This window comes from Collinsella aerofaciens (assembly GCF_040910325.1).
GTDB lineage: Bacteria > Actinomycetota > Coriobacteriia > Coriobacteriales > Coriobacteriaceae > Collinsella > Collinsella aerofaciens_BL.
Genome location: NZ_JBDGAV010000018.1, coordinates 21,791 through 44,616, shown reverse-complemented (window position 1 = coordinate 44,616; position 22,826 = coordinate 21,791). Strand labels below are relative to the sequence as shown.

Below are 22,826 nucleotides of genomic sequence, written 5' to 3'. Positions count from 1 at the left end.
GCTGAAAAGGAACGTCCCCAAGTGCCGGCAGTTTGGGACGGTCATTGTTGACGAGAATCGGGCGCAGCGCCAAAGGCCCCGTTGGGCGAAATGTCGAACGGGAAGGTGCCGCAGCGATTGAACGCGGCGATAAACATGCGGATGGCGTTGGACGGCGTGGTGCCCACGAGCTGGGTTGCCGCCGCGAAGGCCGCCTTTTCCTCGGGCAAGACCTTCGCGACAACCGGGGTCATGTGTTCTGCCATGGCGCTTCCTTTTTGAAACGACGGTGATGCGGATAGATGCGGGCCACGCGGCTGGGCGACGGGCTGTGAAGGCAACCCGATTGGCCCGCATCTGGAGTTTGTTTCTACGGCGTTGGTATTACTTGGTATTCCTAAGTATTACCCCGCAGATAGAATACCATACCCGGCCCTATGGAGACGGAGAAAAACGGATCATTTTGTTGCTGGGTAAGTATTTAGAGCGTGATGATGTCCGAGATATTGAGGGCCCGAGCGTCAGCGGAATCGTGCGTGGCAAGCAACAGCATACGGCCGTCGAGCAAGTCGAGCACGGCCTCGGCGCATGCGTCGCGCGCAGCGGTATCTAGACCGGTAAAGGGCTCGTCCAGAATCACCGCGTCGCCTGGGCACAGCAGGGCTCGGGCAATCTCGACGCGACGGCGCTGCCCGCCCGAGAGCTCGGCCACACGAGCATGTACATCGACCCCCGGCACCAGCAGGCGCAACAGGGCTGCGGCACTCGAGGCATCCACGCGCGCGTCGGCGCACACCAGCACGTTATCCAAAGCCGAGGCGCCCTCTACCAGGCGCACATCCTGAAACACCATGGAGCACGGCGCGCACTCGCCCGCCGCCAGCGCAAGCAGCGTCGACTTGCCCACGCCCGAAGCGCCCATCACGCAGGTGCGCCCACCAGCAGAAACGCGAAGTACCAGTCCATCGAGCGCCGGCACCCAGGGCGCTCGGTCGCCCACGGCGAGCGCAAGCTCCGCAGCAGCCCTGCCGCCAGCAGAGCCGCCCGCACGTCCGCGACTACCACACCCATGCGCCCGCACGGCAGCGCGCCACGCTACGGGCCCCGAAACCCGCAGCAGCCACACCAGCACACGCTCGCACGCCCACGAGGCGGCAACGACCAGCACGGTCCACGCCAGCAGGTCAGCCGTCTCGATGAGCAGCTTCGCCTGATAGATGCGTTCGCCCACGGTGCCCGTCGCCATGCCGATGAGCTCCGCCGCCACGCCGGCCTTCCAGCTCATGCCAATCACGGCGCGGGAACACGAAAGCACAAACGGCAGGACCTCGCGCCAGGTGTGGGCGCAAAACAGACGCCAACCCCGCACGCCATGCAGACGAAACATCTGCTCCAGTGGCTTATCCGCTTGCGTCAAACCCTCAACCAGCGAAAAATACACGCCCGGCAGCGCCATCAAAAAGACCGCCGCAATGCTCACGCGCGCCGACCCCAACCAAATGAGCAGCAGGACCACCACGCAGGCAACCGGTGTCGCCTTAACAAACGAAAGCGCCGGCGCCACCAGGCGGGCAAACGTTCGCGACCGCACCGAGGCCCCCGCCAGCACACCGCCGCACACCGCGGCAAGCGCCAAACCGCCTAGAATCCGCGCACCCGAGCCCGCCAGAATCGCCCACGTGGCGGCATCGCACACCAGCCGTAGCAACGCCACCACAACAGCGCCCGGCCCCGGCAAAATCAACGGCTGCGCCACCAGCGCCGCCGCGAAGACCCACACGGCAAGCCAAAAGGCGGCAACGGCACCTGCTGCCGCCACCGCCTTCATACGCTCTGCCATTTGTCGAGCAAACGCACGCACGGGCTACTCCATGTAGTAGAAATCGTCAGCCGGGAGCTTTCCGCCCACGGCGCTCGCGTCCGCATCGGCCAGCACCTGCAGGTACCCACCGAGCGCCGCCTTCATATCCTTCCCCGTCTGGCACACGAGCATGCACCCGGGAATCGCCTTTTCGGCAATCGCGGCGTTATCGACGATACCCGCATCGACCACGGCCTGAGCCCAGTCCGCCGGCGCCGCGTTCACGGCCTCAACGCTCGCAACATGGCAGCTCAGGAATTCCGCCACGACCTCGGGATGCTCCTCGGCAAAGGCACGGCACACCACGGTCACGCCCGTCAGCAGGCGCGAACCCGTGTCACCTGCCAGCTCATCCCACACATCGGTCAGACTTACCGGAGCCGACAGCCTGCCTTCGCTCTTTGCGATGGCAGCGGTCTTGAACGGCTCGGGCAGCACGCCCACGGCAGACGGATCAGCAAGCAACGCCGACAGTACCTCGGTGGGCTCGCTCTTAAACTCAAGCGCCACCTGGCCGGTCAGGCCCGCGCGCTCCAACAGGTAGTTCATGACGTACTCCGGCGTGGTGCCCTTGCCCGTCATATAGACAGTATGGCCCGCCAGATCGCCAAACGAGGCCACACTCGCGTCGCCCGTCACAACGTTCAGCACGCCCAGCGTGTTGATGTCTATGACCTGCACCGCGCCCTCGGTCTTGTTGTAGAGCACGCTCGCCACGTTGGCCGGCACCAGGGCAATGTCGATATCGCCCTGAATCACCTTGGGCACAATCTCGTCGGCGGCAGTGTTGATCGCAAAGTCGAACTCGTTGTCCGTGGCACCTTCGGCCGCCTGGTCCATAAACTGCACCAGCCCAATCGACGTCGGGCCCTTGAGCGAGGCGACGTGTACCTCGACCGGCTCGGCAGCGGCACCGTCAGCGGCAGACCCGGCAGCCGAGCCCGCAGCAGACCCGGCCCCCGCAGCTCCGCCGCCGCAGCCAGCCAGCGCAAGCGACAGCGCACCCGCGGCGAGCGCCGAGGCAAACCCCCGGCGCGACATTTCAAAATCAAACGCGCGCATCGTTAGCACGCCCCCTCGTTAGGCATCGTCCATGCGTGATGGTCGGTATGCAGCAATTCCTCGGCCAGCGGCGAGAGCGGCGCACCCAAGAACTCGCTATAGCACGCCTGAACATCGGGATTCTCGTGCGAGAAGCGAATGTCCGCAGCGGCATCCAGGCTCCACAGCACCTGGCCACGCTCAGCCGCCAGCTCGCAGCCGTCGTGGATGGGCTGACCGCCGCCACCGACGCAGCCGCCCGGGCACGCCATGACCTCAACAAAGTCATATCTCACACGGCCGTCGCGAATCGCGTCGAGCAGACGGGCGGCGTTGCCCAGCCCGTGCGCCACGGCGACGCGCACCTTGGTACCGTCGATATCGGCCACGGCCTCCTTCCAGCCCTCGAGTCCGCGCACGTCAGTGAAGAAGTCGGCATCCGGGTTCTTGCCCGTCACCAGGTAATATGCCGAGCGCACGGCGGCCTCCATCACGCCGCCCGTGGCGCCAAAGATCACACCCGCGCCCGTGCCAAAGCCCAACGGCGTATCGAGCGGCTCCTCGACCAGCGTGTCAACGCTCACGTGGCTCGCGCGGATCATGCGCACCATCTCGCGCACCGTCAGCGCAACGTCCACGTCGGGCGCGCCGCCCTCGCCCATCATGCTCGGCAGCGCACACTCGGCCTTCTTGGCCGTGCATGGCATAACGGACACCACGAACAGACGCTCGGGCTCCACGCCCAGCACCTTGGCGTAGTAGGTCTTGGCGATAGCGCCGAACATCTGCTGCGGCGACTTTGACGTGGACAGGCTGTCGACAAACTCGGGGTAACGTGCCTTCACAAAGCGCACCCAGCCCGGGCAGCAGCTCGTAAACATGGGCCAGCCGCGGCTGTCGCCCTCACCCTTAGCGGCGGCGCCCAGGCGCTCGAGCAGCTCGGAGCCCTCCTCCATAATGGTGAGGTCGGCCGAGAAATCGGTATCGAACACATACTCAAAGCCTACGCGGCGCAGCGCGCAAGCCAGACGCTCGACGGTTGCCTCCTCGCGCGGAATGCCGAGCTCCTCGCCCCAAGCACTACGCACGGCCGGCGCGATCTGCACCAGCACGATCTTGTCGGGATTAGCGAGCGCGTCAAACACGGTCTCGGTGTCGTCGCGCTCGCGCAGCGCGCCCGTCGGGCAATGCGTGATGCACTGGCCGCACGCGACGCAATCGGTCTTGCCGATCGGCACGCGCCCGCGGGTGCCCACGGCGGTATGCGTGGCGCGGTTGGTCAGGTCCCAAATCCCTAGGCCCTGTACGCTCTCGCACACCTTGATGCAGCGCATGCATTTAATGCACTTGTCGTTTTCGCGGATGATGGGGAAATCGAAATCCCAGCCCTCGCCCGCCAAATGCCTTTGATACGGCAGATAGAAAATGCCCAGGTCGTTGGCAATGGTCTGCAGGTTGCAGTTACCGCTGCGCACACAGCTCGTGCAGCGTGAATCGTGCTGCGAAAGCAGCAGCTGCACGTTGGTGCGGCGCGCCTCGCGGGCCTTGGGGCTGTTGGTGTGGACCACCATGCCATCGAGCACGTAGTTGTTGCAGGCGGCAACCAGCTGGTCGCAGCCCTCAACCTCGACCACGCACACGCGGCAGCCGCCGATCTCGTTCAGATCGCGCAGGTAGCACAGGGTGGGAATCTGGATGCCGACGGACTTGGCCGCGTCCAGGATCGTGGTGTGCTCAGGCACCACGACCTCGCAATTATCGATAGTGAGCTTGACCATATTGAGTGCTCCGCTTTCGGTGTTATCGCTGACAGTGGGGTTGTTGAGCTCTACCATTCCAGGTTCCTCCCTCCGCGGAACGCGCCAAAACCAAAGTGGTCGCAACGCAGGCAGCGGCTTGCCTCCTGGCGCGCCTCCTCCTCGGTAAGGCCCTGCTCGACCAGATTCCAATCGTGAATACGCTCGCCGGCCTCGCGCTCACCCAGCTCGCAGCGGCCGCACTCGTGCTTGCCCTTAAACTGAACGGTCGGCAGCTCCACGTCGAGCTTGATCTTGTGGTCGAAGCCCAGATAGCGGTCGATGTTTGCCGAAGCCACGCGGCCGGCGTTGATGGCACGGATGACGGTGGCGGGGCCGGTCTGGCAGTCGCCGCCGCTAAAGAGGCCATCGAAGTTGGGCACGGCACCGTCCGAGTCGGTGACCACGCAACCCCACTTGCAGGCGATGCCCATGTCCTCAAACGGCTTGGAATCGATGTCCTGGCCAATGGCGACAAACACGCGCTCGCAGGGGATGACGCGCTCGGGCGTAGCGGCGGCACGCGGAGCCGGACGACCGCGGCGGGGCTCGCCGATAATCTGCGGTTGCACGCGCAGGCCGCTCACGCGACCATCTTCGCCCGTCTCGATGGCGAGCGGCGCCGTGAGCTCCAGAACCTCGCAACCCTCGGCCTGGGCGCCGGCAATCTCGGCGTCCTGGGCCGTCATATCGCAGATGCGACGGCGGTAGACGATGCTCACCTTTTCGGCACCGCAGCGCACGGCAGAGCGCGCCACGTCCATGGCCACGTTGCCGCCGCCGATGACGCACACGCGCTGGCCGCTCAGGTCGGGCAGCTCGTCGTCTCCGATGGCGCGCAGCATCTTGACGGCCGACTCCACGCCGGGCGCCTCTTCACCCGGAAGGCCGAGCTTCTTGTCGCTATGGGCACCGATGGCCAGGTAGACGGCATCGAACTCGTCGCGCAGGCGAGCGAGCTCCTCGCCGTTCACGGAGTGATCGAGCTCAACGTCGATGCCGGCGCTCAAGATCCAGTCGATCTCGGCCTGCAGGCGCTCGCGCGGCAGACGATAGCTGGGGATGCCGTAGCGCAGCATGCCGCCCAAGTGGTGGCGCTGCTCAAAAATGGTCACCTTGTGGCCCATCACGGCCAGGTAGTAGGCACAGGAAAGGCCAGCCGGGCCGCCGCCGATCACGGAGACGCGCTTACCGGTGTTGTCCACTACATGCGGCTTGTGGTCGTTGAGGTCACTGTGCTCAACGGCAAAACGCTTGAGGGCGAGGATGTTCATGGGGTCGTCGACCATGCCACGGCGGCAATGCATCTCGCAGGGATGCTCGCACACCAGGCCGCAAACGAGCGGCAGCGGGTTATTCTTGCGGATGACCTTGACGGCATCGGCATAGCGGCCGGCCTCGACGAGCGAAATGTAACCGGGAATGTCGACATGCGCCGGACAGCCCGAGACGCACGGGACGCGGGCCTCGCGGTCAAAGCCACAGGAGTGCTCGCGGATGTGGTGCTCAAAATCGTCACGGAAACCGCGGATAGCCGTAAGCGCCATGGCGCCGGCCTCGTAACCGATGGCGCAATCGCTCGAAAGATAGATGGTGCGGGCGGTGCGCTCGATCAGATTGAGCGTGGACTCGTCGGCGCGGCCCTCGAGCACATCGGCGAGCAGATCGCTCAGCGCGCTCAGGCCCACGCGGCAGGGCGTGCACTTGCCGCAGCTCTGGGTGGAGCACAGGTTGACGAGCGCTGCCGTAAACTCAACGGGACACGGGGCGAGCGAACTCACCGCCAGACGACGTCCGAGCGCATCGTGCAGGTCGTCCATGACGGCCTGAGCGTGGCTGCGTTCCATTACGTGCAGTCGAGCCATAAGATCCCCTCTCACATGGCAGCCCGGAGGCGAGGCCGGGCGAAATTGCTACACGCACAACACTGACCTAAAAAGTTGTGAGGTCTCCATACGGTTCGGCAGGCGGTATAAAATGTCACCCTCAGCGGTGAAATAGAACATTACCGCAGATAAATGCCATATTTGATAAAACGCGTTACCAAATTGCAATATTCAATGTGAAAAAGAGCGCCTTACTATTTTTCCTTTTTGATCCGTTTTCCTCCGTCCCCTTCGGATCACATGATCCCTTGGGAACGGAGGAAAACGGATCGTTTTTGGTGCAAAAGGGCCAGGTTTGTTTGCACCAATCTCACTTGCGCTAGATGAAGAGCTCGCATTCCTTCCGCGCGACGCAAACCTTGCTCAGCATCTGGGAAACAGCGGATAGCTTGTTGGGATCAAGCTTACGAGCGCCTCGCGGACATACGGCAATGCAGCGCATGCAGGAGATGCACGCCTCGCCAGCTGCTCGTTTGGGGTCACCCTTGTCGATAGCACAAACGGGGCACGCCGCGGCGCATGCACCGCAGGAGACACAATCCCCTGTTGCCTCGGGTGCCATGCGGTGACCTCCGGCTTGTTTATAAGGACGATTGCCGGGAATAGAGGGCTCGGATGTATCCTCAGCCAACAGCTTTTGCTGAATTTGCTGCGCAAACTCTGCGAGCTGCGCCGTATCCTGCGCATCCGGACGACCGGCAGCAAACTGTCGTGCAATGGAATGTTCTGCAATGGCTGCAACTGCCGCGATCACCCGGAATCCCGCATGCTTCGCAACGTCCTCCAGCTCTACGAGCGTGTCCTCAAACGCGCGGTTTCCGTATACGCAAACCAAAACAGCCCGAGCCCCGTTGCCGCGCACCATGCCCAACCGGTCAGCCACCACAGCCGGGATTCTACCGGCATACGCCGGCACAGAGATTACGGCCACGTCGTCCTCGGTCATCGAGACAGCGCTGAAATCTAGCCCGCTAACGGTCAGATCGACGGTAACGGTATTCTTGTCCAGTGCCCCGGCCACAAGGCCAGACACCTTCTGCGTTCCACCCGTCGGACTAAACACAATTTCGAATACGCTCATCGAGGCACCCTCCCCTACGCCTGGCAACGCGTCAAGCCGCTTTCACATCCAGCCAGAGTATACGGCACGTGGGGTCCCCGTTTTGATGCACCAAGCACCCCAATGCACCCACCCTACGCTGTCTGCCTCTTCGTTTTGTATAAATTACGGTACAGATTGTATATATTTACGGGATACCGCCGTGTTCTCCCGAGGTACCCCATCCTGGCCCGTGCAAAAAACGGAGTATTCTGCAACGTGACCGCGCCAGCAATACCCCGAGCGGGCAAACCTTTAGGGCGCTGCGTCATTTTGGGTTCCGACATGGCGAGAATGACGCGCCCCTGCTCCGGAAAACGACGAAATCTGACTCAGAACGCTCGCTAGGGATATCCGAAAGCCACCGTTGGCGACGTCAAATCATATGCAGACAACTCGAACTGCAGAATACTCCAAAAAATGCACGGCGCACCCCATGGGACCCATTGCCGCATGGTAGGAAACAGGCCCACGGCATCCTCTAGATGCATTCCCGAGGAAATCACATTTGAACTAGCGATCGGATACGGCAAACAAAAAGGGCCCCGAGCGTAGTTGCTCGGGGCCCTTGGTTCACCTCGCTCTAGCGGGCGATGCGTGTGTTATTTACGCTTGCCGCCGCCGTCACCGGGACGACGGGAGCTGCCGCCGCGCTTGCCGCCACGGCCGTTGCCATAGCTGCCACGGTTATCGCGACCGCCGGCACGGCCGCCACGGGAGCCGGCCTGGTTGCCGCCACGACCACCACGATAGCCGCCACGACGCTCCTCGCGGGTATCGTCGTAGTTGCGCCAGTCATCGCGACGATCGCGGCTGGCACGCGGGTCACGACGATCGCGCGACTCGTTAGAACGACCAGCGCCGCCGCGGCCGCCATTGCCGCGAGCACCCTCGCGACGCTCGCCGCCGCGGCTACCGCGCTCTTCAAAGCGCTTGCCGCCGCGGGACTCACCGCCACGGGCAGCACGCTCACCACGACCCTCGCCGCCGCGACGCTCATCACGGCCACCGCGCTCGCCATCACGACCGGAACGACGGCGGTCGCCCGAACCGCGCTTGCCACCGCGCGAACCGCGGCCCTCGTCCTCGCGCTCGACACGACGACGGCCACCGCGATCCTCATCCTCGCGACGACGGCGATGTGCCTCACCCTGGAACTGCTTGGCACGACGCTCGGCACGGTTGCCGCGCGCAGGCTGCTCAGCGGCACCAGCACCAGCGCGCTCCTCGGCAGCCACCTCGCGAGCCACGCTCTCCACAGCCTCGTCCACGCGAGCCTGAACGCCCTCGCGCACGCGGGTCTTGCCACCGCGCTTGGGACGGCTCGGACGCTCGCCATCGCCACGGCGCTCGTCGCGACCGCGGTTGGAACGACCGGCCACATCGCCGTAATCGTCGCCGTTGCGCTTGCCGTCGCGACGCGCCTGCTCAAGCTTCTTCTTGCTCTTGGACTTGCCGCGCTTGGTCTTCTTCTTCACCTTAAAGGCCGCAGGGTCGCGCTCGGGATCAACCGCGGGCGGGTTGGGACCCACGTGCAGGTCGCCGGCCTCGTAGATGTCGGCGGTCTTGTCCATGAGCTTCTCGATCTCGTAGAACTCATCGACATCCTGCTCGGTCACAAACGTGATGGCCCAGCCCAGCTCGCCGGCACGACCCGTACGGCCAATACGGTGGATGTAGTCGGTCGGCTCGGCCGGCACGTCAAAGTTCACGACATAGCGCACGTCGCTGATGTCGATGCCGCGGGCGAGCACGTCGGTCGCCACCAGCACGTCGACGGTGCCGTCGCGGAAGGCCGAAAGGGCACGCTCGCGCTGGGCCTGGCTGCGGTTACCGTGAATCGCGGCAGCCTTGATGCCCTTACGCTCCAGACGACGGCAGCAGCTGTCGGCGCGGTGCTTGGTGCGCATAAAGACGATGGTGCGCTCCGGGCCCTCCTTCTTGAGAAACTCGGGCAACAGGTTGTTCTTGGCCTCGATGGACACCGGGAACACAAACTGGTCGACGGTGTCGGCGGTCGACGTGGCCGGTGCGATCTCCACGCGAGCCGGGTCGCTCACCAGGTCGGTGATCTCACCCACGGCCTCCTCGTCGAGGGTCGCCGAGAACAGCAGCGTCTGGCGCTCGGCCGGCGTCTCGCGCACAATGCGGCGGACGGCGGGCAAAAAGCCCATGTCGAGCATGCGGTCGGCCTCGTCGAGCACCAGCACCTTGACCTCGTTCAGGTGGCAGGCGCCCTGCTCGATCAGGTCGACCAGACGGCCCGGCGTGGCAACTAGGATGTCGCAGCCATACTTGAGCGCCGCGGTCTGGGGCTTGTAGCTCACGCCGCCCACTACGGTCACGGCAACATGGCCGGTGACGTCGGCAATCTTGCTGGCGACCTCGTCGATCTGCTGGGCGAGCTCGCGCGTGGGGGTGATGACGAGCATCACGGGGCCGCGGCCGTTGCCCTCGGGCTTCTTGGCGCCGCGACGGCGATTGCGACCGCCACGCTCGCGCACGGGCTTAGGCGGAGCGATGTGCTCCAGGTTGTTCATGGTCGGCAGCAGGAAGGCGGCCGTCTTGCCGGTGCCGGTCTGAGCGGCGGCAAGCAGGTCGCGACCCTCGAGCACCACGGGGATGGAGCCGGCCTGGACAGGCGTGGGCGCCGTGTAGCCCAGGTTCTCGATGGCACGAAGCATCTCGTCCGAAAGTCCCAGCTCGTCAAAGGCGGGCAGGTTCTCGGTCGCGGACTCGACGGTCTCGGCGGCACTGGCCTCGTCGGCAGCATCGAAGGCAGCCTGAGTCATGGCCTCGCGGGTCTCGTCCAGAATCTCGGCGTCCGTGACGTCGGATACAGAATTACGCATATGTTGTTGTTCCTTATCTGCACGCACTATGGGCGCGGCATGCGGCCGCGCGGGCGTGCTTGGTAGTGCGCTAATACATACAAAACAGGTGCGCACAGAGAGGACGTTGCTCAGCACGCTGGCGATCGCTTTGGCAGCCCTATCACGCGCCGTCCAGACGCAGCAGCTCTAAGCGATGGAGCAGATTCGCCGCCGGTTAGTATACCCGTGCTTCGCATGCCCCCACGTAAACCACAGATGACGAGGTGGACGAGGTGGGCCCGGCTGATTGTCTCAATCTGTAACAGCTGCGGGACAAAACCGGGTCCTAATTGTTATAGATCAAGACAGAGGGGGATTTCCGTCCAGTCCAAACCAAATCTCTCAGTCTTCCTGCAATTTCGAACATGTGGCCTATAATGTTGCTTTGGTTACGCTATATATTGCGCAGCCATTTAATACGTCGCCCACCGGGGGCCATTAATTCCTATCGCCATATTGGCTAGGAAGCAATCAAAGGAGGTATCCGTGGCAGCAGAGACGCCTTGCTCGGTCCTCTATAACGATATTCGCTCGTTCGGCGGTCTTAAACATCTCGAGATCGCCCGAATGCTCATCAATGGAAACTCTTATCTCGGCAGTACCCTGCTCGAGAAATGCTCTTCCAACCGCTCGTATCTCACCCGTTACATCGTCCATCGCAAGCCTGACCAGTGCGCGCCCTCCATCTACAGCGACTTTACCGTCACCACGCTCAACCTTTCCTCGGCAATCTGCAGCAAGCTCGGCGGCGGCGAGTCCGCCTATCGGGCAATCGCTGAGCACTATCGCGGTCCGGCCGCCAACGAAATGATGTCGGCTCTCGCCAGCTACAAGCTGGACAGCCGCCTATATGCAAATGCCCTCAATCGCATCGACAACTTTGACGGCAATGCCATGCGCGAGAAAAGCACGCTTTACCTTATGCTCTTTGTGGCAACGGGGGCGCTCGCCGACCCCGTTCAAGGCGTAGCAACCGTTGAGCGTTTTTGCGATAGCAAGACGGGCGGGCATTTTGGCACCACCGAGACCACCGTCGGTCGTAGTTTTTTGAGCAGCTTGGATCAACCGCGCGCCGTCGCTCCCAACCTCGGCTTGCTTAGGACGCACGCCGGAAACAGCGTTGACATGCAAATCCATCCCCTCACACGCGATCCGCGCGGCACCGTGATTGGTTCTTTGCCCAAAACCTCGCCCAGCATCACCGATGTGGGCGCCGACGCATCGCGCGAGCATCTTCGCATTTGGCTTGAGGGTGAGCACTGGTACGCCCAGGGCCTTGGATCGACCAACGGCACGGTACTCGAATCGGGCGCAGGCGACGGCGACATTGTGATTGAGCCGCCGCGTGACCAACGCGAGCCTGGCAAAATCTATCCCCCGGTGGAAATCGAAAACAGCGACAGGCTCCATCTTGGCCTCTACACGACATTCCTTGTCATTGTGGACTAGCGCGCGGGCGGCGATCGAAAAACGGTCGCCACCCGTCTTTTGTCTTCTACCTTCTGCGTCATAAACGACAATACTCAGCGGCATACGCTGGCAGTGCGGCTATCATGATGCTTTACCAATAGCCGCACTGCCGACGCATACGTGCGGCAACCCATGCCAGACAAAGGAACGCCATGGATACTACCGATAGCGCCTATGGCGACAAGCTCATCCGTCTTGACACGTTCGATACCGCCGTGGCGGTCGACCCCAGCGCCGAGGACGACGCCAAGCGTCGGTTTATGACGTTTATTCTCCAGACGGCCCACCGCAACAACGGCAATATCGGGCACGTGCTTCGCGCGACCAACACAAGCGGCGAGGTCTTTGCCGTCAAGCTGCTCAAGGACAACGCCGTCCTTTCCGGCCAAGCCCCCGACCGCTCCGCCGAGCAATCAGCCGCTCACCTGGCCAACACCGCCGCGCTGTTCGAGGAGTACCGTCATCTGTGTACCGTCTCGCACCTGCGCGGATTTCCGCGCGTCTATGGCTACGGATCGTGCGAGGATGACCCGCTCATCCTCATGGAGTGGGTCGAGGGCACCTCGCTCAAGCAGGCGCTGCCCCTGCTTCCGCACGACGCCTCGGGCGGGCTGACCACCCAGATGGTCGCCGCCGTCGGAAACGCCGTGCTTCGTGCGCTCTTGATGACCCAAGGCCTCGTGAATCCGGTCATCCATCGCGACCTGTCGCCTGCCAATATCATGTTCCGCACCACCAGCCGAACGCTCGAGCAGCAGATTGCCGATTGCTCCTTTGACCCCTGCCTCATCGACATGGGCTCCGCGACCATGGCTCTCGGCGACGACACGATCACCCGGCGCGCCGACATCTGGCGCTTTGCCACACCCGCATACGCCGCGCCCGAGATGCTCACGCAGGATATCGAAGGCATCGCGGCCCTTCGCCGTTCGCCGGCAATCGATGTCTACGCGCTTTCGAGCATTCTGTACCAGCTCTACAGCGGTCGCAAACCGTTTGACTTTGAGTCGACGGACGCCGCTGCAACCGGCTCGTTCTATCTCGTAAAGACCAAGACCAAGCCGGCACCGCTCGAGCCGCGCTGCGAGGGCGATGAAGCGCTCGTCCAAATCATCATGAAGGGTCTCTCAGTCGAGCAGTGCGATCGTCCCACCGAGCAGCAGATGCTCGAGGTGCTCTCGGCATACCTCACCGATGCCGAATCCGAGGGCCGCGAAGGCACAGGAGACGAGGCCGCGATTGACATCGATTCTGGCACGCACCTTAAGGTCGACGTCGCCGGCGAGCGAGCGCGAGAGATCCTGGAGCAGGCCCGGCACGATGCCATGACCCGCCGCCGCTTTATTATCGGTGGCGTTGTCGCAGCCGTTGCGGGGCTCGGCGTTATCGGGGCGGCAACCCATGGCTTTGGCATCCCCGACTACCTGGACGGCATCCGCGGTTCACTTGACGACTACACCTGGGATCAGCTGCAGGAGATTTCGCTCAAGATTAAGGCCGCCGAGACCCGTAGCGAGGCACGCGAGATTGCCAAGCGCTACCACCTGCTCGATGACAACGGGCATATCCCCTATCCATGCACCAAGCGCGTCACGCTCACCAACGGGCTGCACGTCGGCGCTCAGCTTGTGGGCATCCGCCACGACGAGCTTCTGGACGGGACGGGCAAGGCAGGGCTAACGTTTATGTTCGACGCCGGCATTGCCGAGCGCAACGCTGCGGCTGAACCGCCGAGCGCCGGCTGGGCAGATTGCGAGCTGCGGGAATGGCTCAACGGCGACGGCCTCAAGCTGCTGCCCAACGAGTTGCGCGCACTCATTAAAGGGGTCAAGAAGGTCTCGAACAATGTGGGCGCCGCCAACAGCGCATCGTGCCTGAGCGAGTTGCCCGCAACCCTTTGGCTGCCCGCCATGGTCGAGCTGTGCGGTACGCAACCGCCCGATTCGTTTACCGAGGACTATCACTACCTGGCAGACATCTACAACGGCGAGGGCAAGGAGTATCAGCTCTTCCGCGAGCTCAAGGTGAGCCCGTATTCCACGAACGAGACGATGGTCCGCCAGTGGAAGGGCAAGGACACCTGTTGGTGGGAGCGCACGGTGAGCCCCGACACATCGGAGAGCGAAGGCACGCTCTATATGAACCGCGTGGGGCACGACGGCGACGTCTTTACGTACGCAACGCCTGCGGAAAAGCCAAACAAGCTAACCTGTGTGATCCCCGGGTTCTGTATCTAGGCGGCGGGCATCTTGCCGTGACGGGACCCCTCCCCGGCAATTGTCTCGATCTGTAACACTAGCTCGGCAGATACAGGTCTAGATGTTACAGAACGAGACAAACCCCAACCCCGCGAGACAACATCTCAATCTGTAACAACTAGGACCCAAATAACGGTCTTACTGTTACAGATTGAGATGTTCAGGTTACCCTCTAATGGTTTGTCTCGATCTGTAACATCTAGCAGGCAAAACGGTCCCCAGATGTTACAGATTGAGACGTTAAGTTGTGGCTCGATGCAATGTCTCGATCTGTAACAGTTACTCGACAAAAACGGGTCTAGTTGTTACAGATTGAGATGATTGGTTGAGACGGTCCATCGGCCAACCAACCACCCTCATCTGTAACGAAATGTCATACATTTCTTTCTGTACTGGACACCCCCAGGGGGTATGGGTGTATAGTATCGGCAGGTTAACAATTTCAACACCGAACCACAGAAAGGAGAAGCCATGGCTCAAGATAAGTTCGACGTAGGCGGCATGACGTGCGCCGCTTGCCAGGCGCACGTGGACCGCGCCGTCAGCAAGCTCGACGGCGTCCAAAGCGTCGCGGTCAACCTACTCGCCGGTTCCATGATGGTCGACTACGACCCCGCGCAGGTCTCCCCCGACGATATCTGCACCGCCGTCGACCGCGCGGGTTACTCGGCCTCGCCCGTCGACGCAGGCACCGGTGCCGCCGGCTCAAGCGACGGCGTACAAGCCAGGTCTGGCGTCACCCATATGGAGTCGCCCACCAAAAAGCTGGAGGCCGCCGCCTCTGCCATGCGCACCCGCCTCATCGTCTCGATCGTATTCCTCATCCCACTGTTCTACATAGGCATGGGGCACATGCTCGGCTGGCCGCTGCCCGGCATCTTCACCGACCATATCCACAGCATGACGCTCGCCCTCACCGAGCTCGTCCTGCTCATCCCCATCGTCTATGTCAACGACGCGTACTTTATCAACGGGTTTAAATCGCTCGCGCACGGCGCGCCCACCATGGACGCCCTTATTGCCGTGGGCGCCACCGCCTCCATCGCCTGGTCGCTCTACGCCATGTTCATCATGGCCGACCAGCTAGCCGCGGGTCAGATCCACGAGGCCATGATGACGAGCATGGACAACCTGTATTTTGAGAGCGCCGGCACGATCCTGTCGCTCGTCACCGTGGGCAAATACCTCGAGACGCGCAGCAAGTCCAAAACCGGCGGCGCCATCGAGGCACTCATCGACCTTGCACCCAAGACCGCGACCGTCGTGGCAGAGGACGGCAGCGAGACCACCGTCGACGTCGACAGCATCCTTCCCGGCCAGGTACTGCGTGTGCGCCCCGGCGAGTCCATCCCTGTCGACGGCGTCGTACTCGAGGGCGCTTCGGCCGTGGACGAAAGTGCGCTGACCGGCGAGTCCATCCCCGTGGAGAAGACCGCCGGCGACACTGTCAACGCGGCCACGGTCAACCGCACGGGCTCGTTTACCTTCCGCGCCACGCGTGTGGGCGCCGACACGTCGCTCGCCAAGATTATCCAGCTCGTCGAGGATGCCAACGCCACCAAGGCGCCCATCGCCCGCATGGCCGACAAGGTCGCCGGTGTGTTTGTTCCCGTGGTATTCGTGATCTCGGCCGTGACCTTCGTGGTGTGGATGGTGCTGACCGGTAGCGTGAACGAAGCGCTCACCTCCGCCGTCGCTGTGCTGGTGATCAGCTGTCCGTGCGCACTGGGTCTGGCCACGCCCGTCGCCATTATGGTAGGCACCGGCAAGGGCGCCGAGATGGGCATTCTGTTTAAGAGCGCCGAGGCGCTGGAGAACCTGCGCAGCGTGGGCACCGTGGTGCTCGATAAGACGGGCACGGTCACTCGCGGCAAGCCTGCCGTGACCGATATCGTGGTAGCCACGCGCGCCGACGGATCGCCCGCCATGAGTGAAAAGGCGCTGCTCAAGCTGGCCGCTGCGCTGGAGCGCTCGAGCGAGCACCCGCTGGCCGAGGCGATTATGGCCGAGTGCGAGACGCGCGGAATTGTCGCCCGCACCGTCGAGGACTTTGCCGCCGTGCCCGGTCGCGGCGTTACAGCGCGCGAGGGGCAAAACCTCATCGCCGCCGGCAACGTACGCCTGATGGACGAGCTGGACGTTACCGTGCCCGCGGGTCTTGCCGAGCAATTTGCCGCCGAGGGCAAGACGCCGCTGTTCTTTGCCAAGAACGGCGAGCTTGCCGGCACCATTGCCGTGGCTGACGAGGTCAAGGAGACGAGCGCCGAGGCCATCGCCGCGCTCCGCAAGCTCGGCGTCGACGTGCGCATGCTCACCGGCGACAACCGTGTGACGGCCGAAGCAATCGCCCGCCGCGTGGGACTGAACAGCAAGCAGGTCATCGCCGACGTCCTCCCCGCCGACAAGGAGCGCCACGTGCGCGAGCTGCAGGATGCGGGCGGCAAGGTCGCCATGGTGGGCGACGGCATCAACGACTCCCCCGCCCTGGCGCGCGCCGACGTGGGCCTTGCTATCGGCACCGGCGCCGACATCGCCAAGGAGGGCGCCGACGTGGTACTCATGCGCAGCGACCTCATGGACGTCGCCCGCGCCATCGAGCTTTCGCGCGCCACGATCCGCAACATCAAGCAAGACCTGTTCTGGGCGCTGTTCTACAACGGTATCGGCATTCCGCTCGCCGCGGGCGCGTTCTTCCCCCTCACCGGCTGGCAGCTCTCACCGATGTTCGGCGCCGCGGCCATGAGCCTGTCGAGCGTGTGCGTCGTGTCCAATGCCCTGCGCTTAAAATCCTTTATGCCTAAAGTGGCAAAATAGGATCACTATTACGTTCATTTAGAACGGGTTTTCCAGGTACCCGAGATTGACCTGAAAGAGGAGCGACGCGTACTTTGGTACGCGAGCGACGGTTTGAAGGTCAATCTCGGGTGCCTGGGAAAGCCGACACAACAGAGAGGAATACCCATGCGTTACAAGATCAAGACTTCCGGCCTTATGTGCGGCCACTGCGATGCCACCGTCGAGACGGCGCTGCTCAACGTGGCCGGCGTGACCGACGCCGACGCCGATCACGAGACCCAGACCGTCCAGGTGGAGTGCGCCGACACCGTGACCGCCGAGCAGCTCGCTGCCGCCGTCGAGGGCGCCGGCGAGAAGTTCCACGCCCTGTCCGTGACCGCCGCGTAGCAGGCGCTGCCTACTCAATCCTCAGAAGTTGCGGTGAAATACGGACTGTTGAGCCGCCCTAGGCCTTTAAACAGTCCGTATTTCACCGCAACTGACGGGGGCATCCGGAAGATCGACCAGAAACGAGGACCCGCCATGATGGCAGACCATAAATCGGTGACCCGCATGCTCAAGACGGCACGCGGTCAGATCGACGGCATTTTGCGGATGGTCGATGAGGACCGTTATTGCGTCGATATCTCCACGCAGCTCATGGCCACACAGGCGCTCCTCGCGCGCATTAACGCCGACGTGCTCAAGGCGCATATCGAGGGCTGCGTGACTTCGGCGATCGAATCGGGCGACGAAGACCTCAAGGCCGCCAAGCTCGCCGAGATCGAACGCGTCGTCGACAAGCTATCCAAGTAATTGGGGCATTGGGGACAGACTTCTTTACACCGTCTTGGTATTCCGGGGACAGGTACGTTTGCGCCACATTGGTGCAGATTAACCTGTCCCCCTTGCTCTAAATCGGGTATAAGGGCGTGCGGCATATCGAATGAAAGGCAATTTGCATGAATGACTTTATGAAGGGTCGCAATGGCGCCGACGAGCTCACCATCGTGATGGGTTTTGCCGGCATCGTCATCGCGATGATCGGATCGATGGCCCGCATCCAGTGGCTCAGCTGGATCGCCATCGCCGTCATCGTGATTGGCGTGCTTCGCGGCCTGTCCAAAAATATCGATGCACGTCGCAAGGAGAACGAGGCCTTTGTCGCCGCGACTGCCAATGTTCCCGGCTTGGGCAAGTTCGTCGCCAGCTTGGGCGGCGGAGCTGCAGCGGCCAACGCCTCGCGCGCAGCCGGTACTAGCAAGGAAGACTTTGAACGTGCCAAGCGAACGGCCAAGAAGATGTGGAAGGGTCGCAAGACCACGGCGTACCTCAAGTGCCCCAACTGCGGTCAGATGCTGTCCGTCCCCAAGGGCAAGGGCAAGATCCGCGTCACCTGCCCCAAGTGCCACGCCAAGATGGAAACCCGCTCCTAGCGCCCGCACGCGGGACAAATTAATCAGGTTTGTTTGTCCCAAATCTTAAGTATTTGTTCGATAAAAAAGCCGAGGCCTCGTGTTGAGACCTCGGCTTTTTGTATGCGGCAACGGAGCTGTCCCTTTGTCACATCTACGCCACGCCGTCGCGGGCGAGCTCCTCGGCCAACGCCTCGGCCGGCATGGCCATAATCGCGTCGAGCTCGTTATCAACCTCGGGAATGCGCTTCACCTTGAGCTTGCGCACCAGATCACCGCGACACATCACATGTATCGGCTCACGCAGAGCGCACAGATTATCGAGAGGATTCTCGCGCGTTACCAAGATATCGGCAGCCTTGCCGCACTCGATCGCGCCAGTATCGCCGCCCAGCCCCAGCAGCTCGGCATTAACCTGCGTGGCTGTATGCAGTGCGAAGGCGTTGCTCACGTCGACATACTTGGCAAAATAGGCGACCTCGCGCCACATGTCATACTGCGTCACGAACGGGCAGCTTGAGTCCGTGCCAAGGCCCACCTTAACGCCAGCTTCCAGTGCGGCACGGGCGCTCTCGATGATGCCCGAGCACACGATGTCGCCGTTCTTCTTTTGCGTATCGGTAGAATGGGTCTTTTCCGGGTCGAGCAATACAAACGGCAGCGCCGGGCTGATAGTGCAGGTCACACTCGGAGCACGCCCCTCGAGCTGCGTGCCCGCGGCGCCACGGTACAGCTCCAAGATTTCGGGTGTCAACGGAGCGCCGTGCTCAATCGTGTCAACGCCGGCCTCAAGCGCGGCCTTCACGCCCTCGGTACTCTCGACATGGGCCATAACCGGAAGGCCCATATCGTGCGCCGCCTTGCATGCCGCCGCGGCAACCTCCACTGGCATACGCAGCACGCCCGGCTCGCCCACCTCGGTCGCATCGAACACGCCGCCCGTCACGAACAGCTTAATGACGTCGGCACCACGCGCATACAGGTCGCGCACCTGTTCGGCTGCCTCGGCGGGACTGTTGGCCACCTGGGCGAACAGGCCCGCACCATGGCCGCCCGGCACCGTGATGCCCGTTCCCGGCGCCACCAGGCGAGGACCCTGATACTTGCCGGCATCGATAGCATCGCGCACGGCCAGATCGGCAAACAGCGGGTCGCCCGCGCCGCGCACCGTGGTCACGCCGCTTGCTAGCTGCTGCTGGGCACTGCCTTTGAGGATGCGGCGGACGATGGTGCGGCCCACGGGATTATCGAGCTTCTTCATCAGCGCGCCCGCATCGCCGGCCGAGACAGGCTTGCCCGAGCCGCACAGGTGCACGTGCATATTGATGAGACCGGGCATGAGATACGCACCACCCAGGTCGATAACCTCGGCACCCGCGGGCGCCTGCGCCACAGCACTCGCCCCATCCATGTGATGACACCGCGCTCAACGGCCACGGCCATATCGGGTTGCGGCTCCATATGCTCCGAACCATCCAGAATGGTCGCATTGATAAACAACGTAGAACGATCGGCAGACGCCATATCGAGCTCCTCCCTCACGATTAACTTGAACATTTGTCCATTATTATCCAGCGCGGCAGGGTTGCTGCGGACATATCGGCTAACGGAGGGAAGAGGGGATGTGGGGGACGGAATACGTTGCAGCCCCACCCCAGCAACATCAGGGGAATGTCTCGATCTCTAACAGTTACGGGCCCAAACAGCCGCCAAACGTTACAGATTGAGACAAAGTCAGGGCAGCAGAGCGACCCCAGTAACATCCCCTACTCCCACTCCTGCTCGTAGATGTTGAGCGACTTTACGTACCGCCCCTGGGCGCCCATGATGTCGCGGACCAGACGCAAGAAGAAACTGATGCACGAGGTGTCAAAGCCATCCTGCAGGTCCTCCGGATGCACCGCACCAGGCCCATCGACCGCCGTGTCACTCAGGCGTGCGATGTCATACAGATAGAGTTGTCCCGCCGTCAGCCAGACATCGTCGACGCAGGCGAGGCGCACCGCAATCGCTCCGTCGCTCCAATGCTCCTTTTGCACGATATGCGGATCGTAGACGTCAAAGCGACGGTCGGTGCGTGTGTCCTTCAGCGCGACCATACCAGTCGCAGGATCCTTGTCCAAAATGCCAAAGCGCGAGAAATACTGCGTGTCGCATACCTGCTCGAGCCGCTTGAGCGAGGCAGGCGAAAGCGATGCCGGCGGCTCATCAACATACAGCTCGAGCAGCGTCTTGCCATGGCGATAGGGGCGCTCGAAGAGCAGCCAATCGGTAAATGCCATGTTGTAGGCCATGATTTCGTTTTGGGAAGGCTCGGTGCAATAGCCGAGCCACGGGTCGACAATGATCTCGAACTGCTCGCGCGCCGGCTCCAAAAACTGAAACTTCCGCAGCATCCAAAAATGGGCCATGTCGGCAATATCGTTGCCAACGGCTTCGGCCAGATGCGCTCGGTCTAAAACGTGGTCAGTCACGGCATCCTCCTCAAACTGATGAACCTCAATTTGAGCTTACGAGGAGGGTGGGCAGCCACTGTCAGCACGGACAAAATAGGCCTCCGGCTGCAAACCAACTGCTGACCAAACACTTGACGGGATGCTTGACCGAAAATGCGCACCGCAATAAAACCGCAGGTAAACATAGACGGCCAACCCGCCCTTTTGAGCCATATGCCCACAGCCACCACAGAAACAACAGGTGACCACAGCTCAAGAAAACGCCGAATGGACACTCGCGCGTCGACAAACGAGCAAATCGGTCGCAAACCCGCAAGAAGTGTCCCCGAATGCCGACCCAAAAGGAACGTCCCCAGCATGCCGGCACTTGGGGACGTTCCTTATGTGCCGGCCGTTGGGGACAGCCCTTGACGATTCAGCTGTGGACAGCCGCCTTACAGCTCCAGCGCGTCGGCGACTTCGGCAGCGCAGGCCAGGGCATCGGCCACGGCGTTTACCACGAGTGAGCTGCCGTTGCGAGCATCACCCGCCACATACACCGGCGCGGCATCCGCGGCGACGCCGTCGACACGAGCCGCAAGGTGCGAGCCCTCGGCAGCCATCACCGGCAGCGGACGACCAGCGGTGGCAACAGGCACGCCAACGGCGTCGAACACACTGTGCTCCGGGCCCGTGAAGCCGCAGGCGATGAGCACCAGCTGCGCCGGTACCTCGTGCTCGGAGCCCGCGATGCGCTCGGGCTTTCCCGCCGACCAGTCCAGATCGACCACGCGCAGACCCGCAGCCGCGCCCTTCTTGTCCAGCAGCACCTCGAGCGTATCCACGCCCCAGGCACGCATCTCGCCACCCATCGCAGCGATAGCCTCCTGCTGGCCGTAGTCGGTCTTCTTAACGTTGGGCCACTGCGGCCAGGGGTTGCTCGCCGCGCGCTTATCGGGCGCAGCCGGCAAGAACTCAAACTGGCGCACGCTGCGCGCACCCTGACGTACCGCGGTGCCCACGCAGTCGTTACCGGTATCGCCGCCGCCAATGACCACGACGTCCAGGCCGCATGCATCGATGACAGGCTCGCCGCCATCGAGCACCGAGGCGGTCGAAGCCGTCAGGTAGTCCACGGCATACACCACGCCCGGGGCATCAATGTTCGCAGCCGAAAGCCCACGCGGAGCACGAGCGCCGGCAGCCACCACGGCGGCGTCAAAGTCGTCGAGCTTGGCGGTAACCTTGGGATCGCTCACGTCAGCACCCAGCTCGAACACAATGCCCAGCTCGCGCATAAGTGCCACGCGACGCTCGACCACGGACTTCTCGAGCTTCATGTTGGGAATGCCGTACATGAGCAGGCCGCCCGGGCGGTCGTCACGCTCAAACACCGTCACGCGGGCACCGCGACGCGCAAGCTCCCATGCTGCCGCCAGACCAGCAGGACCAGAGCCCACCACGGCAACCGTGGGCGCGCCCTCCCCTGCCGGCTCAAAGCGGCGCGGACCGCCGTTGGCCCACTCATGGTCGCTGATCGCACGCTCGTTGTCATGGATCGTCGTGGGTTGGCCATCGACCGAACCCAGGTTGCACGCGGCCTCGCACAACGCCGGGCACACGCGACTCGTAAACTCGGGCATGGGCGAGGTGAGCGACAGGCGCTCGACAGCCTCATCCCAGCGGCCGCGGTACACCAGCTCATTCCACTCGGGAATCAGGTTGTGCAGCGGGCAGCCGCTCGGGCGTGCCTTGCCAAAGCTCGCGCCCATCTGACAAAACGCCACACCACACATCATGCAGCGGCTCGCCTGGGCACGGCGCGCATCGTCGTCGAGCTCCACGTACAGCGGATCGAAATCGCGGCTGCGCTCCTCCACGGGGCGCAGCTCGTGGGTCACGCGATCGATATCAAGAAAAGCACCGGGCTTACCCATG

At 62.8% G+C, this 22,826-nt stretch carries 16 protein-coding genes; 6 read left to right on the top strand and 10 right to left on the bottom strand.

Annotated features, from left to right (window positions below):
* Nucleotides 1–41: 41 nt before the first annotated feature.
* The 7 genes from AB5Z25_RS08030 to AB5Z25_RS08000 all read right to left on the bottom strand — a co-directional run bounded on the left by AB5Z25_RS08030 (nucleotide 42) and on the right by AB5Z25_RS08000 (nucleotide 10,514).
* On the bottom strand, nucleotides 42–245 hold the full coding sequence (locus AB5Z25_RS08030; protein WP_196033998.1) for a type II toxin-antitoxin system RelB/DinJ family antitoxin: 204 nt from the start codon (nucleotides 243–245) through the stop codon (nucleotides 42–44).
* Nucleotides 246–460: 215 nt separating this feature from the next.
* Nucleotides 461–1,819, bottom strand: a complete 1,359-nt coding sequence (locus AB5Z25_RS08025; protein WP_238022409.1) for an ATP-binding cassette domain-containing protein — start codon at nucleotides 1,817–1,819, stop codon at nucleotides 461–463.
* A gap of 24 nt (nucleotides 1,820–1,843) precedes the next feature.
* A complete protein-coding gene (locus AB5Z25_RS08020) occupies nucleotides 1,844–2,902 on the bottom strand; it encodes an ABC transporter substrate-binding protein (RefSeq protein WP_368135258.1) in 1,059 nt (352 codons plus the stop codon).
* A 2-nt stretch (nucleotides 2,903–2,904) separates the two neighbouring features.
* Nucleotides 2,905–4,716, bottom strand: coding sequence for a [FeFe] hydrogenase, group A (locus tag AB5Z25_RS08015; RefSeq protein WP_438265632.1), 1,812 nt, complete (start codon nucleotides 4,714–4,716; stop codon nucleotides 2,905–2,907).
* Entirely contained in the window at nucleotides 4,710–6,542 is a 1,833-nt protein-coding gene (locus AB5Z25_RS08010) for an NAD(P)-binding protein (RefSeq protein ID WP_195234728.1), read from the bottom strand. The genes AB5Z25_RS08015 and AB5Z25_RS08010 overlap by 7 nt, the downstream gene beginning before the upstream one ends.
* Nucleotides 6,543–6,882: 340 nt before the next feature.
* Nucleotides 6,883–7,644 (bottom strand): ferredoxin family protein, encoded by a 762-nt coding sequence (locus tag AB5Z25_RS08005; protein WP_195544334.1) that lies wholly within the window; start codon nucleotides 7,642–7,644, stop codon nucleotides 6,883–6,885.
* A gap of 620 nt (nucleotides 7,645–8,264) precedes the next feature.
* Nucleotides 8,265–10,514, bottom strand: coding sequence for a DEAD/DEAH box helicase (locus tag AB5Z25_RS08000; protein ID WP_368135257.1), 2,250 nt, complete (start codon nucleotides 10,512–10,514; stop codon nucleotides 8,265–8,267).
* A gap of 507 nt (nucleotides 10,515–11,021) precedes the next feature.
* On the opposite strand from AB5Z25_RS08000, the gene AB5Z25_RS07995 reads away from it, so the two are divergent.
* The 6 genes from AB5Z25_RS07995 to AB5Z25_RS07970 all read left to right on the top strand — a co-directional run bounded on the left by AB5Z25_RS07995 (nucleotide 11,022) and on the right by AB5Z25_RS07970 (nucleotide 18,474).
* Nucleotides 11,022–11,984: an FHA domain-containing protein gene (locus AB5Z25_RS07995; RefSeq protein ID WP_368135256.1), complete on the top strand. Its 963-nt coding sequence runs from the start codon at nucleotides 11,022–11,024 to the stop codon at nucleotides 11,982–11,984.
* 173 nt (nucleotides 11,985–12,157) lie between these two features.
* A complete protein-coding gene (locus AB5Z25_RS07990) occupies nucleotides 12,158–14,242 on the top strand; it encodes a protein kinase domain-containing protein (protein WP_368135255.1) in 2,085 nt (694 codons plus the stop codon).
* A gap of 492 nt (nucleotides 14,243–14,734) precedes the next feature.
* Nucleotides 14,735–17,077 (top strand): heavy metal translocating P-type ATPase, encoded by a 2,343-nt coding sequence (locus AB5Z25_RS07985; RefSeq protein WP_368135254.1) that lies wholly within the window; start codon nucleotides 14,735–14,737, stop codon nucleotides 17,075–17,077.
* Between the two features lie 147 nt (nucleotides 17,078–17,224).
* Entirely contained in the window at nucleotides 17,225–17,446 is a 222-nt protein-coding gene (locus tag AB5Z25_RS07980; RefSeq protein ID WP_117794748.1) for a heavy-metal-associated domain-containing protein, read from the top strand.
* Between the two features lie 135 nt (nucleotides 17,447–17,581).
* The gene (locus AB5Z25_RS07975; protein ID WP_035137388.1) at nucleotides 17,582–17,854 is read left to right on the top strand and encodes a metal-sensing transcriptional repressor; all 273 of its coding nucleotides are present in this window, start codon (nucleotides 17,582–17,584) and stop codon (nucleotides 17,852–17,854) included.
* Nucleotides 17,855–18,000: 146 nt separating this feature from the next.
* The gene (locus tag AB5Z25_RS07970) at nucleotides 18,001–18,474 is read left to right on the top strand and encodes a hypothetical protein (protein ID WP_368135253.1); all 474 of its coding nucleotides are present in this window, start codon (nucleotides 18,001–18,003) and stop codon (nucleotides 18,472–18,474) included.
* Nucleotides 18,475–18,607: 133 nt separating this feature from the next.
* On the opposite strand, the gene AB5Z25_RS07965 is transcribed toward AB5Z25_RS07970, so the two are convergent.
* The 3 genes from AB5Z25_RS07965 to AB5Z25_RS07955 all read right to left on the bottom strand — a co-directional run bounded on the left by AB5Z25_RS07965 (nucleotide 18,608) and on the right by AB5Z25_RS07955 (nucleotide 22,825).
* Nucleotides 18,608–19,864 carry an amidohydrolase family protein gene (locus tag AB5Z25_RS07965; protein ID WP_368135252.1) on the bottom strand — a complete coding sequence of 419 codons (1,257 nt, stop codon included), beginning with the start codon at nucleotides 19,862–19,864 and terminating at the stop codon, nucleotides 18,608–18,610.
* 355 nt (nucleotides 19,865–20,219) lie between these two features.
* Entirely contained in the window at nucleotides 20,220–20,927 is a 708-nt protein-coding gene (locus AB5Z25_RS07960) for a hypothetical protein (RefSeq protein WP_148332042.1), read from the bottom strand.
* A 416-nt stretch (nucleotides 20,928–21,343) separates the two neighbouring features.
* A complete protein-coding gene (locus tag AB5Z25_RS07955; protein ID WP_227789786.1) occupies nucleotides 21,344–22,825 on the bottom strand; it encodes a glutamate synthase subunit beta in 1,482 nt (493 codons plus the stop codon).
* Nucleotide 22,826: the final 1 nt, after the last annotated feature.